Here is a 13,957-nt window from a genome sequence, read left to right on the forward strand (position 1 = left end):
GATCGCCCGGTTCGGCGCCCCTGTCCGCACAAATCCCGCCCACGGAGCAATCGCCTCCGATCCGTCACGGCAACGTCGCAGGTCCGAAGCCGCGCCGTCGCCGGCCCGACATTACCAGCGGTTAGTCGTCGCCATTCTTGCCAAGCTTGGGGATGAGACATGGCGATTCGATTGAAGACTCGACTGCTGGCCGCGGCGGCCGCGACCGGCGTGATGGGCCTGGCCCCCGCCGCCCTGGCCCAGGATGCCGAGACCCGGAACGGAACGCCCGCCGAACTGGGCGAGATCGTCGTCACCGCCCAGCTGCGCGAGCAGGATCCGATCGAGGTTCCCTTCGCCCTGACCGCCTATTCCGGCCAGTTCCTGGAAGACCTGGGCGTGCAGGAATTCGACCAGCTGTCGGCCTTCGTGCCCGGCTTCCTGGTTCAGAACCAGTCGCCCAACAATCCGGGCTTCGTGATGCGCGGCATCACCTCCGATTCCGGCGCCGCCACCGCCGAGCCGCGCGTCTCGGTGTTTCAGGACGGCGTCTCCATCTCCAAGTCGCGCGGCTCCTACGTCGAGCTGTTCGACATGGAGCGGATCGAGGTCGCCAAGGGGCCGCAGTCGACCCTTTACGGCCGGGGCGCCCTGATCGGGGCCGTCAACCTGGTCCAGAACCGCGCCCGTCCCGGCCGGACCGAAGCCTACGCCCAGGCCGAGTTCGGCGACGAAGGCTATCGCATGGTCGAGGGCGCGCTGAACCTGCCGGTCGGGGACAACGCCGGCCTGCGCCTGGCCACGCGGATGAAGACCCGCGACGGCTATGTCGACAACCTGCTGGGCGGCGAGGACTATAACTCGATCGAGACCCAGGCCTTCCGCCTGTCGGGCGCCTGGACGCCGTCGGACGCCATGCGCTTCGACCTGATCGCCAACTATCAGACCGACGAGGCCTCGGGCACCTCGTTCAAGTCCATCGCCTATGCCCCGTTTGATCCCGCCACCGGCGCGGTGCTGGGCGATGCGGCTCCTTGGGAGGGCGCGGCCCTGACGCCGGGCGCCGATTTCGACGGCGGCAAGAGCCTGGGCCTGGACCGCGAGGTCTGGGGCGTAACGGGCCTGGCGCGCATCGAACTGTCGCCCAGCCTGACCCTGAACTCGACCACCGCCTATCGCCAGTTCGACTCCTACGAGACCTTCGACGCCGACGGCGTGTCGCTGCCGATCCTGACGGCGGCCGAGGACGCCCACGGCGAGCAGTGGAGCCAGGAGTTCCGCCTGAACTACGACAACGGCGGCCGCCTCAGCGCCTTCGCCGGCGCCGGCTGGTTCCAGGAAGAGGGCTACCAGCGCGCCCCCACCCAGTTCGACGAGCGGTACGCCCTGATCCAGCTGGCGACGGCGCTGGGCGACCAGCGGCTGAAGCTGCCGTATGTCGCCACCCTGCCCAGGGTGGTGGGCGGCGTGCTCACGGGCCTGCTGCCCGGCTCGGCCGCCCCCCTCATCCCCGGCCTGCTGAACAACCTCAAGACCAACCACACCGAGGTCTCGACCAACAGCAGCGACCTGACCTCCTACGATCTGTTCGGCGACGTGACCTATCGCTTCACCGACCGGTTCGAGATGTCGGCGGGCCTGCGCTGGACCCAGGACGAGAAGACCACCGGCCTGTCCAATCGCGTCGAGAACGGCCGGTCGATCGCCGGCGGCCTGATCGCGGTCCAGACCCTGGCCGCGCGCGCGACGGCCCTGGCCCAGGCCGGCGACCTGGCCGGCGCCGCCGCCCTCCAGGCCCAGATCGGCCGACTGCTGCAAGGCCTGGCCACGCCCGGCGCGGCGAACCTGCCCCTGGCCAGCGGCCTGCCCCTGTTCGGCCTGACCGCCCAGCCGACCGCGAACAACGGCGACTTCATCTACCAGGACCACGACGACGACGGCCTGACCTGGCGCGTCACCGCCCGCTACGCCCTGTCGGACGACGCCAGCCTCTACGCCAACTACGCCCGCGGCCGCCGTCCCGAAATCCTCAGCGTCAGCGCGCCCTCGGCCCCGCTGGGCGCGCCGACCTTCAACGTCATCGAGGCCGAGACCGTCGACAGCTACGAGGTCGGCGCCAAGACCGCCCTGATGGACGGCCGCCTGCGGCTGGACGGCGCGGTGTTCCACTACGCCTACGAGAACTTCCAGACCACCGAGCAGGTCGGCACGGCCTTCATCACCGTCAACGCCGGCGAGGCCAAGGCCTACGGCTTCGAGGGCCAGGCCTTCTTTGGCGTCACGCCCGACTTCGACCTGTTCGCCACCTATGGCTACAACCACTCGCGCTTCGAGAGCGGCGCGCGCGACGGCAACCGCTTCCGCCTGTCGCCGGACAACATGGCCTCGATCGGCGCCCTATGGCGCCTGCCCGTCGCCGGCGGCGCGATCGAAATCCAGCCGACCTACACCTGGCAGTCCAAGGTGTTCTTCGACGACGACAACGACCGGCCCGAGCTCCAGACCGGCAACTTCGTCGCCGACCTGGTCCAGGACGAGTTCCAGGACAGCTACGGCCTGCTGAACCTGCGTGTCCGCTATGCCCCGGAGATGGGGAACTGGGGCGTCGAAGCCTTCGGCGAGAACATCCTGGACGAGGAATACATCAAGGACGCCGGCAACACCGGCGACGCCCTGGGCATGCCGACCTTCATCGCCGGCCGCCCCGCCGCCTACGGCGTCGTCTTCAAGCTGAAGCTCTGAGGAACGACCGATGAAACTGGATCGCCGCAGTCTCCTGGGCCTGCTGGGCGCGGGCGCGACCACCGCCTGCGCCACCACGCCGGCCGCCACCCAGGCCGGGCCGGTCGCCTTCCTGCACGGCGTGGCCAGCGGCGATCCCGACACCCGTTCGGCGATCTTCTGGACGCGCGTCACCCCCGCCGATCCGGCGGCGGGCGACGTCGTCCTCGCCCTGGAGGTGGCGCGCGACGCCGACTTCGGCGACATCGTGCGCCGCTCCACGGGCCTGCGCGCCCGCGCGGAACGCGACTTCACCGTCAAGCACGACCTGGACGGCCAGGGGCTGGAGCCGGGAAGCGAGTATTTCTACCGCTTCGTCGCCGCCGAGGCGATCTCGCCGGTGGGCCGCGTCCGCACCCTGCCCGAGGGCGCGACGCCCGACGTGGTCATGGCGGTGGTGTCGTGCCAGCTCTATCCCGGCGGCCTGTTCAACGCCTATGACGCCATCGCCGGGCTGGAGCGGCTGGACGCCGTCGTGCATCTGGGCGACTACATCTACGAATACGGCGCCGAGGCCGACGACTACGGGATGGTCGCGGGCCAGCAGTTGGGCCGCACGCCCCAGCCCCCGCACGAGATCGTCAGCCTGTCCGACTACCGGACCCGCCACGCCCAGTACAAGACCGACCCCGACCTGCAGGCCGCCCACGCCCGCGCCGCCTTCATCTGCGTGTGGGACGATCACGAGGTGGCCAACGACACATGGAGCGCGGGGGCCGAGAACCACCAACCCGCGACCGAGGGCGATTTCGCCGCGCGCAAGGCGGCCGCGCTTCGCGCCTATTACGAATGGATGCCGATCCGCGAGCCCAAGGCCGGCGCGATGAAGCAGGCGATCAACCGCGCCTTCGACTTCGGCGACCTGGCCACCCTGGCGATGGTCGAGACGCGCCTGACCGCCCGCGCCGAACAGCTGTCCTACGCCGATCTGACGATGACGGCCGAGGGAACGCCCGATGTCGCCGCCTTCGAGGCCCGTCGCCAGGATCCCTCGCGCGACCTGCTGGGCGACGACCAGCGGCGCTGGCTGACCGACACCCTGGCGCGTTCGCGGGCCGCCGGCCGTCCCTGGCAGGTGCTGGGCAACCAGGTCGTCACCGCCCGCGTCAAGGGCCCGCAGATCGACCAGATGATGCCGCCCGAACAGGTCGCGGGCCTGCTGGCCGGCCTGCCCGCCGACATCCGCCCCCAGGTCGAGGCCTCGATCCAGCTGTTCAAGCTGGGCCTGCCCTTCAACCTGGACAGCTGGGACGGCTATCCCGCCGCGCGCGAACGCCTGTACGCCGCCTTCCAGGCCGCCGGGGTGGAGCCGATCGTCCTGGCCGGCGACAGCCACGCCTTCTGGGTCAACGAGCTGCACGACGACGCAGGCCGCCGCGCGGCGGTCGAGTTCGGCACCTCGTCCATCTCCAGCCCCTCGCCGGCCGACGCCGTCGGCGGGTTGCCGCTGGGCCTGGCCCTGATGGCGGCCAACCCGCAGGAGGTGAAGTTCTGCGACCAGTCGTCCAAGGGCTTCATCCTGCTGACGCTGGACCGGGATCAGGCCACGGCGGACCTGCGCGCCGTCTCGACCATCATGGCCAAGCCCTACGAAACCCGGACGGTGAAGCGCTACCGCGTCGCCCGCACGGCGACGGGCCTGGGTCCGCTGATCGACGGCTGATCAGGCGCGCGCGGCGCGCGTCGCGCCGACGCCCAGGGCGCTGAAGGCGGCGGCGGCGATCTGGTCGGCGTTCAGGCCCGCGGCCGCATACATGGCCTCGGGCTTGTCCTGGTCCTGGAAGATGTCGGGCAGGTGCAGGGTGCGGACCTTCAGCCCGCCGTCCAGCGCACCCTTTTCGGCCAGCAGTTGCAGCACGAAGGCGCCGAAGCCGCCCATGGCGCCCTCCTCGACCGTGATCAGGGCCTCGTGCTCGCGCGCCAGGCGCAGGATCAGGTCGGCGTCCAGCGGCTTGGCGAACCGCGCGTCCGCCACCGTCGCCGACACGCCCCGGGCCGCCAGCAGGTCCGCCGCCTTCAGCGATTCCTGCAATCGCGTGCCCAGGCTCAGGATGGCGACCGAGGTTCCCTCGCGCACGATGCGGCCGCGGCCGATCTCCAGCGGCGCGGCCAGGTCCGGAATGTCCACGCCCACGCCGTCGCCGCGCGGATAGCGGAAGGCGCTGGGCCGGTCGTCGATCTCCAGGCTGGTGGCGATCATGGCGGCCAGTTCGGCCTCGTCCGACGCCGCCATCAGCACCATGCCCGGCAGCGCCCCCATGAAGCCGACGTCGAACGAACCGGCGTGGGTCGCGCCGTCCGCCCCGACCAGGCCGGCCCGGTCCATGGCGAAGCGAACCGGCAGCGACTGGATCGCCACGTCGTGCACCACCTGGTCGTAGCCGCGCTGCAGGAAGGTCGAATAGATGGCGCAGACCGGCTTCATCCCGTCCGCCGCCAGGCCGGCGGCGAAGGTCACGGCGTGCTGCTCGGCGATGCCGACGTCATAGGTCCGGTCCGGGAAGGCCTGGCCGAACAGGTCCAGCCCCGTGCCCGACGGCATGGCGGCGGTGATGGCCACGATGGACGGGTCGCGCTCGGCCCGCTTGATCAGTTCGGTCCCGAAGACCTTGGTGTAGCTGGGGGCGTTCGAAATGGCCTTGGCCTGCTTGCCCGACACCACGTCGAACTTCACCACGGCGTGCAGCTTGTCGGCGCTGGACTCGGCCGGCGCATAGCCCTTGCCCTTCTGCGTCACGACATGGACCAGAACCGGCCGGTCGGTGATGGCCGCCGCATTCTTCAGGATGGGGACCAGGTTCTCCATGTCGTGGCCGTCGACCGGCCCGACGTAATAGAAGCCCAGTTCCTCGAAGAAGGTGCCGCCCACGATCATGCCGCGCGCATATTCCTCGGCCTTGCGCGCCGCGTCGCGGAAGGGGCGCGGCATATGGTCGACGAACTTCTTCCCGACCTTGCGGATATTGCGATAGGCGCCGCCCGAGACCTGCTTGGCCAGATAGGCGCTCATGCCGCCGACCGGCGGGGCGATCGACATGTCGTTGTCGTTCAGAATGACCATCAGCTGGCCGCTGGTCGCCTCGGCGGCGTTGTTCATCGCCTCATAGGCCATGCCCGCCGACATGGAGCCGTCGCCGATGACCGCGACCACCCGGTTCGTCTCGCCCTTCTGGTCGCGCGCGGCGGCGAAACCCAGCGCGGCGCTGATCGAGGTCGAGGCGTGGGCGGCGCCGAACGGGTCGTATTCGCTCTCGCTGCGCTTGGTGAAACCGGACAGGCCCCCGCCCTGGCGCAGGGTGCGGATGCGGTCGCGCCGCCCGGTCAGGATCTTGTGCGGATAGCATTGGTGCCCGACGTCCCAGATCAGGATGTCCTTGGGCGTCTCGAACACATGATGCAGCGCGACCGTCAGCTCGACCACGCCCAGGCCCGCGCCCAGGTGCCCGCCCGTGACGGACACCGCGTCGATGGTCTCGGCGCGCACCTCGTCGGCCAGCTGCTGCAGCTGGGCCACGCCGAAGCCCCGCATGTCGGCGGGAAACTTGACGGTGTCGAGAAGCGGAGTGTCGGGCATCAGACGCGGAAACCTTGCGAAGTCTTGATCGGTCAACCCGTGAGGTCGAGCGACGTTGCCTATCAGGACCGGCGCTTTAGCACAAAGTCCACGCTGGCTCTGAGGATTTCGGCGTCGTCGCCGAACATGTCCAGGTGGCCGCGCGCCTGGTCGGCCAGGTGCGTGACCCTGTGTCGCGCCTCATCCAGGCCCAGCAGGGTGACGAAGTTGGTCTTGCCCAGGGCCGCGTCCTTGCCGCCGGCCGCCTTGCCCATCTCTTCGGCCGAGCCCTCGGCGTCCAGCAGGTCGTCGACGATCTGATAGGCCAGGCCGATGTCGTTGGAGAAGTTCATCAGGGCCAGGCGATGCGCCGGCTCGGCGTCGGCGATGATGAGCGGGATCTCGAAAGCATAGGCGAACAGGGCGCCGGTCTTCAGCCGCTGCATCCGCGCCACCCCGCCCAGGTCGTCGCGCACGCCCAGCAGGTCGATCATCTGTCCCCCGGCCATGCCGCGCGCGCCCGACGCCTCCGACAGGCGCGCAGCCAGCAGGCAGCGGATCGCCGGATCGTCGTGGGTGTCCTCGTGCAGCAGGATGTCGAAGGCCGCCGTCTGTAGCGCGTCGCCGGCCAGCACGGCCGTCGCCTCGTCATAGGCGCGGTGGACGGTGGGGCGGCCACGGCGAACGTCGTCGTCGTCCATGCACGGCAGGTCGTCGTGGACCAGGCTGTAGGCGTGCACGCACTCCAGGGCGCAGGCGGCGCGCAGCACGGGCCGTTCCTCGATGTCGAACAGCCGCGCGGCCTCCAGGGCGAAGAAGGGCCGCAGCCGCTTGCCCGGCCCCAGGGCCGCATATCGCATCGCCTCGGTCAGGCGCGATTCCGGTCCGTCCGCGCGCGGCAGCAGTTCGTCCAGCGCCACCGTCATCAGGTCCGCGACCTCGGCCACCCGGTCGATCACGGCCTGCTCGGGCGAGTTGGCGGCGACCAGATGCGTCAAAACAGCCGCCCGCCCAGCGGAAGATCGCGGTCCACCCCGACCAGGACGACCTCGCCGTCCGCGTCGGGAAAGCCCAGGGTCAGCACCTCGGACATGACCGGCCCGATCTGGCGCGGCGGGAAGTTGACCACGGCGGCGACCTTTCGGCCCTCCAGCTGGTCGATGGTGTAGTGTTTGGTGATCTGGGCCGACGACTTCTTCACCCCGATCTCCGGGCCGAAGTCGATCAGCAGCTTGAAGGCCGGCTTCCTCGCCTCGGGAAACGGCTCGGCCTTGATCACCTGGCCGATGCGGATGTCGACCTTCAGGAAGTCGTCGAAGGCGATTTGCCCGGTCATTCGAAAGACGCCGCCTCCACGCCCCTGGCCTGGCCGTCCGGGCCGACGACGATCTTTTCGACGCGCAGCTGGGCCGCCTTCAACCGCTCCTCGCAATGGGCTTTCAGCCGCGCGCCCTCTTCATAAAGCGCGATGGATTCCTCCAGCGGGGCCTGGCCGGATTCCAGCCGGGACACGATGGTTTCCAGGCGCTGCAGCGCCTCTTCGAAGCTGAGATCGGCGGACGGGGGGGCAACGTCGGTCATGGGGGCGGACCCTAGAGGGGGGCGCGTCCCGCTTCAACAGCGACGAAGGTTCAGCGCCGCTCGTATCGGCGCTGGGACCAGTATTTGAAGCCCTGGTTTTGGACCAGCCGCCAGCCGTCGGCGTTCAGCCGCCGTCCGACCATGTGGTTGAAGTAGCCATGGGCGAAGACCAGCACGTCCTTGCCGCCCGCCGCCCTGGCGATCAGGACCTGGGCGGCCTGTTCGGCGCGGGCCTCGGCCTGTCGGCGCGTCTCCTGCCCGCCATGATGATTGAAGGCGTGCCACCAGAACCGCGACACCACGCCCCACCATTTGGGCGACAGCCTGATCCAGTCCGGGATCGGCGGCGGCGGCAGCGGCGCTTCGATGAACAGGGCGTCGGTCATGGTCTCGCGGCCCGCGGCGACCGCGGCGGCGGTTTCCTGCGCCCTCTGGCGGGTGGAGACATAGATGGCGCCCGCCCCTTCGGCGGCGGCCACCAGTGCGGCCGGCGGGGTCTGGCCGGCGCGCAGGCCGCCGACCTCGTATTGCGCCCACCAGTCGCCGTACTGGCGCGCGGTGATCAGGCATTTTCTCGACAGCGCCGGCTCCCCGTGACGGATCAGCACGATGCCGCCGGGACGCAGCGCGATCGGCAGGCCGGCGGCCTTCGGGGCCGCCTCCGGCGCAGCGTCTTCGGACGAATCGAGGGATAGGGCGGGCGATGACATGGCGAACGGACGGGCCTTTGGTTTCAAGGCTTTGGCGTCCTCAGTCCTCCCCAAGCGCTACAGGCGGGCGATCGCCGGCAAGCGCGCCCCTCAAGGTCGTAACCGCCCTCGCGCACGGATACAACCTCGCCCGTGCGTGTCCGTGAGGTGACGCCGACGCGGGACCGCGCTAGAGCCGCCGACCATGACCGACGCCGTGATCCGCCCCGCCCTGCCGAACGACGCTCAGGCGCTGGCCGACTTGGGCCGCCAGACCTTCATCGACACCTTCGTGCGCGGCTTCGCCATCCCCTATCCGGCCAGGGACCTGGCGACCTTCCTGGACGCCAGCTTCGACCCCGCGACGATCACGCGAAAGATGGCCGAACCCGGCGCCGCCTGGTGGGTGGCGGAACGGGACGGCGCGCTGCTGGCCTTCGCCAACGCGGGTCCCAACACCCTGCCCCACCCGGACGCCGGCGCCGCCGACATGGAGCTTCGCCGCCTTTACGTGGCCAGCGCCGCCCAGGGCCTGGGCCTGGGGACGCGGCTGCTGTCGCTCTCTCTGGACTGGATGCAGGCCCAAGGCGCCGGGCCGCTGTGGATCGGCGTCTGGAGCGGCAATCTGAAGGCGCAGAAGCTCTACGCCGCCCACGGCTTCGAGAAGGTCGGCGAGTACCAGTATCCGGTCGGCGCCTGGCTGGACGACGAGTTCATCTTGCGACGCGGATAGCCTATATTGGCGCCATGACCCGCGCCGACCTTCTGGAAAAGCTGCGCGCCTTGAAGCCCTGGCTCGAAGAGCAGGGCATCGTCAACGTGCGCCTGTTCGGCAGCTACGCCCGCGACGAGGCGGGACCGGACAGCGACGTGGATCTCCTGGTGGATCTATCCCGGCCAATGGGCATCCGATTCCTGACGATCGAGCGCCTGCTCTCCGAACGATTGGAGAAGCCAGTGGAATTCTGCTCGTGGGAAATCATGCGCCCCCACGTAAGGGCCAAGGTCGAGAAAGACCTGATTCTTGTCTGACGAGGCCGATGCTGACCTGGTTGTCGAGATGCTGGACGCCACCGACCGTGTGCGAACCTACGTCGCGCTGGACGGCCGAAACGGGTTTCTGCGGCAGGGGCTGGTCTATGACGCCGTCTGCATGAATCTGTTGCGGATCGGCGAATGCGCCCGATTTCTCAGCGACGAGGTCAAGAACCGGCTTCCGACCATCCCGTGGCCGGACATCATCAGCCTGCGCAATCGCGTGGCGCATGGCTATGAGACGCTCAAGCCCGACGTCTTGTGGCTGATCGCGAGCGAGAGCCTGCCGGAATTGGACGCCGCCCTGCGTAGCCTGGACGAGCGCTGATGCTCCTGCCCTTTTTCACCGCCCTGCGCGACGCCAAGGTTCCGGTGTCGATGAAGGAATGGCTCCATCTGATGGAGGCCCTGGATCGCGACGTGGCCGGCCGTCGGGTCGAGGCCTTCTACCATCTGTCGCGCGCCGTCCTGGTCAAGGACGAAAAGCACTACGACCGCTTCGACCAGGTGTTCGGCGCGGTGTTCAAGGGCGTGGAATCGGTCGGCGCGGGCGAGGACCTGACCACCGACATCCCCGAGGACTGGCTGCGGCTGCTGAACGAGAAATACCTCTCCGACGAGGAGAAGGCCCAGATCGAGGCCCTGGGCGGCTTCGACGCGCTGATGGAGATGCTGAAGCAGCGGCTGGAGGAGCAGAAGGAGCGGCACTCAGGCGGAAACAAATGGATCGGCACGGGCGGGACCAGCCCCTTCGGCCACGGCGGCTACAATCCCGAGGGCGTGCGGATTGGCGGCCCCAGCCGGCACGGGCGCGCCGTCAAGGTCTGGGAGAAGCGCGAGTTCCGGAACCTGGACGACACGGTCGAGTTGGGCACCCGCAACATCAAGGTCGCCCTGCGCCGTCTGCGCCGCTTCGCGCGCGAGGGCGCGGCCGAAGAACTGGACATCGACGGCACGATCGACGGCACCGCCCGCCAGGGCTGGCTGGACGTGCGGATGCGTCCCGAGCGGCGCAACACCATCAAGGTCCTGCTGTTCCTGGACGTCGGCGGCTCGATGGACGGTCATATCAAGCTCGTCGAGGAGTTGTTTTCCGCCGCCCGCGCCGAGTTCAAGAACCTGGAGTTCTTCTATTTCCACAACTGCCTCTACGAAGGCGTCTGGAAGGATAATCGCCGGCGTCACGCCGAGCGCACCCCCACCTGGGACCTGCTTCACAAATATCCCGGCGACTGGCGGGCCATCTTCGTCGGCGATGCGACCATGAGCCCCTATGAAATCACCATGCCGGGCGGTTCGGTGGAGCACTGGAACGAGGAGGCCGGCGCCGTCTGGATGAAGCGGGCCCGCCAGCAATGGGACCGGTCCGTCTGGCTCAACCCGGTCCAGGAGCGATACTGGGACTACACCGCCTCGGTCGGCCTGTTGCGCGAGGTGATGGACCAGCGGATGTATCCCCTGACGCTGGACGGGCTGGACCGCGCCATGCGGGCGCTGACGCGTTAGGTCCGTGACGCGATAGACGGGTGACGCGCCGACAGGGCATGTTAGGGTCGCCGCTCCAGCCGCCGAGGTCCCTGATGCTGTTCACCGCCCTCGCCCATCTGATGCTTCAGTCCCCCGCGCCGGTCCCCGAGATCGCGTGGGACGCTCCCGCGCCCGCGGTTGCGGAGGTCGCGGCGCCCCGGCCTGAGGGCGCGCCCGTTCCGCAATGGGCGCTGACCGATCCGTTCGGCTATGAGCGCGCCCGCTGCAATCCGATGGTGCGGGCGACACCCCGCTGGACGTCTGCCAGAGCCAGGTCAGAAGCGCCCTGGCCGCGGCTCTGGGCGACGATCTGCCCGACGCCCTGAGACCGCGCGGCATGGCCGGCGATTGCCAGATGGTCGAGGCCGCCGCCGGCGGTTCGGACTACGCCCTGCAATGCGGCGACCGGAGCCGGAACGCGGTCGCCTCCACCGCGCCCCAGGAGATGGATTGTCGTCCCCGCCCCGAGCGCGGCGGCTTCACCTCGGAGTGCCGACCGGCGAACAGCCTGGAGTCGAAGGGCCTGAAGCTGCGGCTTTGGGGCGGCGAGGACTGAGGCACGCAAAAACGCCGCCCGCGACAAGGCGGGCGGCGTTCGAATCGTTTCGCGAGGATCAGTTGCGGTTGTCGCGCAGGCTGTCCTTCACGCCGCCGACGGCGTTCTGAACCTTGCCTTCCACCTGATCGGCGCGGCCCTCGGCCTTCAGCTTTTCGTCGCCGGTCACCTTGCCGGCGGCTTCCTTGATCTTGCCGCCGATGTTCTTGCCGGCGCCTTCGATACGGTCTTGATCGGGCATAAGAATTCTCCTGTCCTGTTCGGCGTCCTGATGACGCAGAGAGGCGCCGAAAGAACGGATCACCCGGGCGCGGAGTTCCGTACGGCTCAGCTGACGTGGCGCATCCAGGCCGCCACCGCCCAGGCGTGGGCGTCGTGGCGCAGGCGCGACAGGGCCACCGTCGGATCCAGCCAGGTCAGGGTGTGATCCGCCTCCTGCTTGGCTTGGGGATCTTCCGACACGATGTCGGCGGTCCAGTAGCCGCCGACATTGTTCACCGCCTCGCCGGTGGTCTTGACGAAATACTGGCCCGCCTCGGCGATCCGCTCGCCGGGGCGCACGGTCAGTCCGGTCTCCTCGACGAACTCGCGCGCCAGGGCCTGGGCCTCGGTCTCGTCTCCGTCCAGGGCGCCGCCCGGCAGGTCGAAATAGCTCTGCGCGCCCCGCTCCACCCTCACGCAGGCCAACAGCCCGTCGCGCAGGCCAACAGCCCGTCGCGCAGCACCAGGCCGAAGGCCGTGGGGCGCCGGCGGTGGTCCAGGACGGGATCGGGACGGCCGAATTCCAGCATGATCAGGACAGAACGCGCAACGCGGCTAGAGGTCGAAGACCAGGCGCGCGCGCACGCCCTTGTGGCCCGGGTCGAACTCCACCGCCGAGCGCAGGCCCGACGCCATGGCGGAGATGATCTTGCCGCCCAGGCCGGTGCCCTTGGGCGAGCCGTCGCCAAGGCCGGGCCCGTCGTCCTCGACCGTCAGTATGGCGCGGCCGTCGCTGTCGGACTTCAGGTGCACGCGGATTTCGCCGCCCTGTCCGGGCGCATAGGCGTATTTGACCGCATTGGTGACCAGTTCGGTCACGACCACGCCCAGCGACACGGCCTGGTCCGTCGTCACGCTCATCGGTTCGGCGTCCAGGACCAGGCGCGGCGACCCGGCGTCGGGCCCCACCGACTTGGACAGTTCGTCCACCAGCCCCGTCAGATATTCGTCCATCGCCACCCGGCTCATGTCGCCAGAGGTGTAGAGGCGACGGTGCACGTGGGCCACGGCCTCGATCCGGGCCTGGGACTCGCGCAGCGCGTCCTTGGCCCCCTGGTCCGACACATGCCGCATCTGCAGCGACATGAAGCTGGACACCAGCTGAAGCGAGTTGCCGACCCGATGGTTGACCTCGCGCAGCATGGCCTCCGCCCGGTCGCGGGCCAGGCGGATTTCCTCCTGCGCGGCCTCGTTCTCGCGTTGCAGGCGACGGCGCAGCAGCGCGTCCTCCAGCGCCGCGCGCAGCAGGGAGGTGAAGTCCTCCGACACGTCCTTGATGACATAGTCGGCGGCGCCGGCGCGCAGAGCCGCGACCGCGATGCGGCCCTCCTGCGCGCCCGTCACATAGACGACGGGCGGCGGCTCGGGCAGGGCCATGATGTCCGGCAGGATGTCCAGGCCGTCGCGCGCAGGCATGTAGTGATCCAGCGCGCAGACGTCATAGGCGCCGGCCCGCAGCAGCTCCAGTCCCGCGTCGCCGTCGGACGCACAGGTGACGGCGTAGCCGTGCCGCCCCAGCTCCTTCTCGACCAGCCGCGACAAGCCGCGATCATCGTCGATGTAAAGCAGGCGAATGGTGCCCGGAATTTCGCTCACTCGATCTCCGGAGCCTGCATGACCGACAGGAACAGGCCCAGCTGGCGGATGGCGCCGGCGAAGGATTCATAGTCCACCGGCTTGGTGATATAGACGTTGCAGCCCAGGTCGTAGCAGCGTTGGATCTCGACCTTGTCGTCCGTGGTCGTCAGCACCACGACCGGCGCGCGACGCAGACGGTCGTCGGATTTCACCTTCTCCAGAATGTCAGTTCCCGACATATCCGGCAGGTTCAGGTCCAGCAGGATCAGCAGCGGGCCGTTGGCCAGCACCTCGGCGCTGAAAAGATAGTCCAGGGCCGAGCCGCCATCATCGAAATGCTTGATTTCGTTATTGATGTTCGCGCGGCGAATGTTCTTCTCGATCAGCTTGGCGTGACCGTGGTCGTCTTCGACCATG

The 13,957-nt window shown here is 69.0% G+C and carries 17 protein-coding genes; 8 read left to right on the forward strand and 9 right to left on the reverse strand.

Going from position 1 to position 13,957, the window contains the following annotated elements:
• Positions 1-159 precede the first annotated feature (159 nt).
• Together M8231_RS10195 and M8231_RS10200 are read left to right on the forward strand one after the other, a co-directional pair.
• Positions 160-2,721 carry a TonB-dependent receptor gene (locus M8231_RS10195; RefSeq protein WP_249750064.1) on the forward strand — a complete coding sequence of 854 codons (2,562 nt, stop codon included), beginning with the start codon at positions 160-162 and terminating at the stop codon, positions 2,719-2,721.
• 10 nt (positions 2,722-2,731) lie between these two features.
• A complete protein-coding gene (locus tag M8231_RS10200) occupies positions 2,732-4,423 on the forward strand; it encodes an alkaline phosphatase D family protein (RefSeq protein ID WP_250201412.1) in 1,692 nt (563 codons plus the stop codon).
• Here the strand turns inward: M8231_RS10200 and dxs are convergent, their stop codons facing one another.
• The 5 genes from dxs to M8231_RS10225 form a co-directional block, all read right to left on the reverse strand.
• On the reverse strand, positions 4,424-6,337 hold the full coding sequence (dxs, locus tag M8231_RS10205; protein WP_249751972.1) for a 1-deoxy-D-xylulose-5-phosphate synthase: 1,914 nt from the start codon (positions 6,335-6,337) through the stop codon (positions 4,424-4,426).
• A 59-nt stretch (positions 6,338-6,396) separates the two neighbouring features.
• A complete protein-coding gene (locus tag M8231_RS10210) occupies positions 6,397-7,239 on the reverse strand; it encodes a polyprenyl synthetase family protein (RefSeq protein ID WP_249751971.1) in 843 nt (280 codons plus the stop codon).
• Positions 7,240-7,307: 68 nt separating this feature from the next.
• Positions 7,308-7,649: a tRNA-binding protein gene (locus M8231_RS10215; protein WP_249750062.1), complete on the reverse strand. Its 342-nt coding sequence runs from the start codon at positions 7,647-7,649 to the stop codon at positions 7,308-7,310.
• The gene (locus M8231_RS10220; RefSeq protein ID WP_249750061.1) at positions 7,646-7,894 is read right to left on the reverse strand and encodes an exodeoxyribonuclease VII small subunit; all 249 of its coding nucleotides are present in this window, start codon (positions 7,892-7,894) and stop codon (positions 7,646-7,648) included. Before M8231_RS10220 ends, M8231_RS10215 begins: the two co-directional genes overlap by 4 nt.
• Before the next feature lie 50 nt (positions 7,895-7,944).
• On the reverse strand, positions 7,945-8,604 hold the full coding sequence (locus M8231_RS10225; RefSeq protein WP_250201413.1) for a histidine phosphatase family protein: 660 nt from the start codon (positions 8,602-8,604) through the stop codon (positions 7,945-7,947).
• A 184-nt stretch (positions 8,605-8,788) separates the two neighbouring features.
• Between M8231_RS10225 and M8231_RS10230 the strand changes: the two genes are divergently transcribed.
• The 6 genes from M8231_RS10230 (at position 8,789) to M8231_RS10255 (ending at position 11,701) form a co-directional block, all read left to right on the forward strand.
• The gene (locus tag M8231_RS10230; RefSeq protein ID WP_250201414.1) at positions 8,789-9,316 is read left to right on the forward strand and encodes a GNAT family N-acetyltransferase; all 528 of its coding nucleotides are present in this window, start codon (positions 8,789-8,791) and stop codon (positions 9,314-9,316) included.
• 14 nt (positions 9,317-9,330) lie between these two features.
• Entirely contained in the window at positions 9,331-9,615 is a 285-nt protein-coding gene (locus tag M8231_RS10235; RefSeq protein WP_249750060.1) for a nucleotidyltransferase family protein, read from the forward strand.
• Positions 9,608-9,946, forward strand: coding sequence for a HepT-like ribonuclease domain-containing protein (locus M8231_RS10240; RefSeq protein ID WP_250201415.1), 339 nt, complete (start codon positions 9,608-9,610; stop codon positions 9,944-9,946). Before M8231_RS10235 ends, M8231_RS10240 begins: the two co-directional genes overlap by 8 nt.
• A complete protein-coding gene (locus M8231_RS10245; RefSeq protein ID WP_249750058.1) occupies positions 9,946-11,124 on the forward strand; it encodes a vWA domain-containing protein in 1,179 nt (392 codons plus the stop codon). The genes M8231_RS10240 and M8231_RS10245 overlap by 1 nt, the downstream gene beginning before the upstream one ends.
• A gap of 74 nt (positions 11,125-11,198) precedes the next feature.
• Positions 11,199-11,471: a hypothetical protein gene (locus tag M8231_RS10250; RefSeq protein ID WP_250201416.1), complete on the forward strand. Its 273-nt coding sequence runs from the start codon at positions 11,199-11,201 to the stop codon at positions 11,469-11,471.
• 11 nt (positions 11,472-11,482) lie between these two features.
• Positions 11,483-11,701, forward strand: coding sequence for a hypothetical protein (locus tag M8231_RS10255; RefSeq protein ID WP_250201417.1), 219 nt, complete (start codon positions 11,483-11,485; stop codon positions 11,699-11,701).
• A gap of 58 nt (positions 11,702-11,759) precedes the next feature.
• On the opposite strand, the gene M8231_RS10260 is transcribed toward M8231_RS10255, so the two are convergent.
• The 4 genes from M8231_RS10260 to M8231_RS10275 all read right to left on the reverse strand — a co-directional run bounded on the left by M8231_RS10260 (position 11,760) and on the right by M8231_RS10275 (position 13,956).
• Positions 11,760-11,942, reverse strand: a complete 183-nt coding sequence (locus tag M8231_RS10260) for a CsbD family protein (protein ID WP_249750056.1) — start codon at positions 11,940-11,942, stop codon at positions 11,760-11,762.
• Between the two features lie 86 nt (positions 11,943-12,028).
• Positions 12,029-12,379, reverse strand: coding sequence for an NUDIX domain-containing protein (locus M8231_RS10265; RefSeq protein WP_348521894.1), 351 nt, complete (start codon positions 12,377-12,379; stop codon positions 12,029-12,031).
• Between the two features lie 138 nt (positions 12,380-12,517).
• Positions 12,518-13,558 (reverse strand): sensor histidine kinase, encoded by a 1,041-nt coding sequence (locus M8231_RS10270; protein ID WP_249750054.1) that lies wholly within the window; start codon positions 13,556-13,558, stop codon positions 12,518-12,520.
• The gene (locus tag M8231_RS10275) at positions 13,555-13,956 is read right to left on the reverse strand and encodes a response regulator (protein WP_283843868.1); all 402 of its coding nucleotides are present in this window, start codon (positions 13,954-13,956) and stop codon (positions 13,555-13,557) included. Before M8231_RS10275 ends, M8231_RS10270 begins: the two co-directional genes overlap by 4 nt.
• Between the last annotated feature and the right edge of the window lies 1 nt (position 13,957).

It is taken from the genome of Brevundimonas albigilva (assembly GCF_023573565.1).
GTDB classification, from domain to species: domain Bacteria; phylum Pseudomonadota; class Alphaproteobacteria; order Caulobacterales; family Caulobacteraceae; genus Brevundimonas; species Brevundimonas albigilva.

Bases quoted from the DNA above. Each gene is read 5' to 3' on its own strand.
- M8231_RS10200 (WP_250201412.1), top strand. From the start codon at position 2,732: ATGAAACTGGATCGCCGCAGTCTCCTGGGCCTGCTGGGCGCGGGCGCG.
- M8231_RS10195 (WP_249750064.1), top strand. From the start codon at position 160: ATGGCGATTCGATTGAAGACTCGACTGCTGGCCGCGGCGGCCGCGACC.
- M8231_RS10245 (WP_249750058.1), top strand. From the start codon at position 9,946: ATGCTCCTGCCCTTTTTCACCGCCCTGCGCGACGCCAAGGTTCCGGTG.
- M8231_RS10250 (WP_250201416.1), top strand. From the start codon at position 11,199: ATGCTGTTCACCGCCCTCGCCCATCTGATGCTTCAGTCCCCCGCGCCG.
- M8231_RS10230 (WP_250201414.1), top strand. From the start codon at position 8,789: ATGACCGACGCCGTGATCCGCCCCGCCCTGCCGAACGACGCTCAGGCG.
- M8231_RS10225 (WP_250201413.1), bottom strand. From the start codon at position 8,604: ATGTCATCGCCCGCCCTATCCCTCGATTCGTCCGAAGACGCTGCGCCG.
- M8231_RS10275 (WP_283843868.1), bottom strand. From the start codon at position 13,956: ATGGTCGAAGACGACCACGGTCACGCCAAGCTGATCGAGAAGAACATT.
- M8231_RS10220 (WP_249750061.1), bottom strand. From the start codon at position 7,894: ATGACCGACGTTGCCCCCCCGTCCGCCGATCTCAGCTTCGAAGAGGCG.
- M8231_RS10210 (WP_249751971.1), bottom strand. From the start codon at position 7,239: ATGACGGTGGCGCTGGACGAACTGCTGCCGCGCGCGGACGGACCGGAA.
- M8231_RS10235 (WP_249750060.1), top strand. From the start codon at position 9,331: ATGACCCGCGCCGACCTTCTGGAAAAGCTGCGCGCCTTGAAGCCCTGG.
- M8231_RS10215 (WP_249750062.1), bottom strand. From the start codon at position 7,649: ATGACCGGGCAAATCGCCTTCGACGACTTCCTGAAGGTCGACATCCGC.
- M8231_RS10260 (WP_249750056.1), bottom strand. From the start codon at position 11,942: ATGCCCGATCAAGACCGTATCGAAGGCGCCGGCAAGAACATCGGCGGC.
- M8231_RS10255 (WP_250201417.1), top strand. From the start codon at position 11,483: ATGGCCGGCGATTGCCAGATGGTCGAGGCCGCCGCCGGCGGTTCGGAC.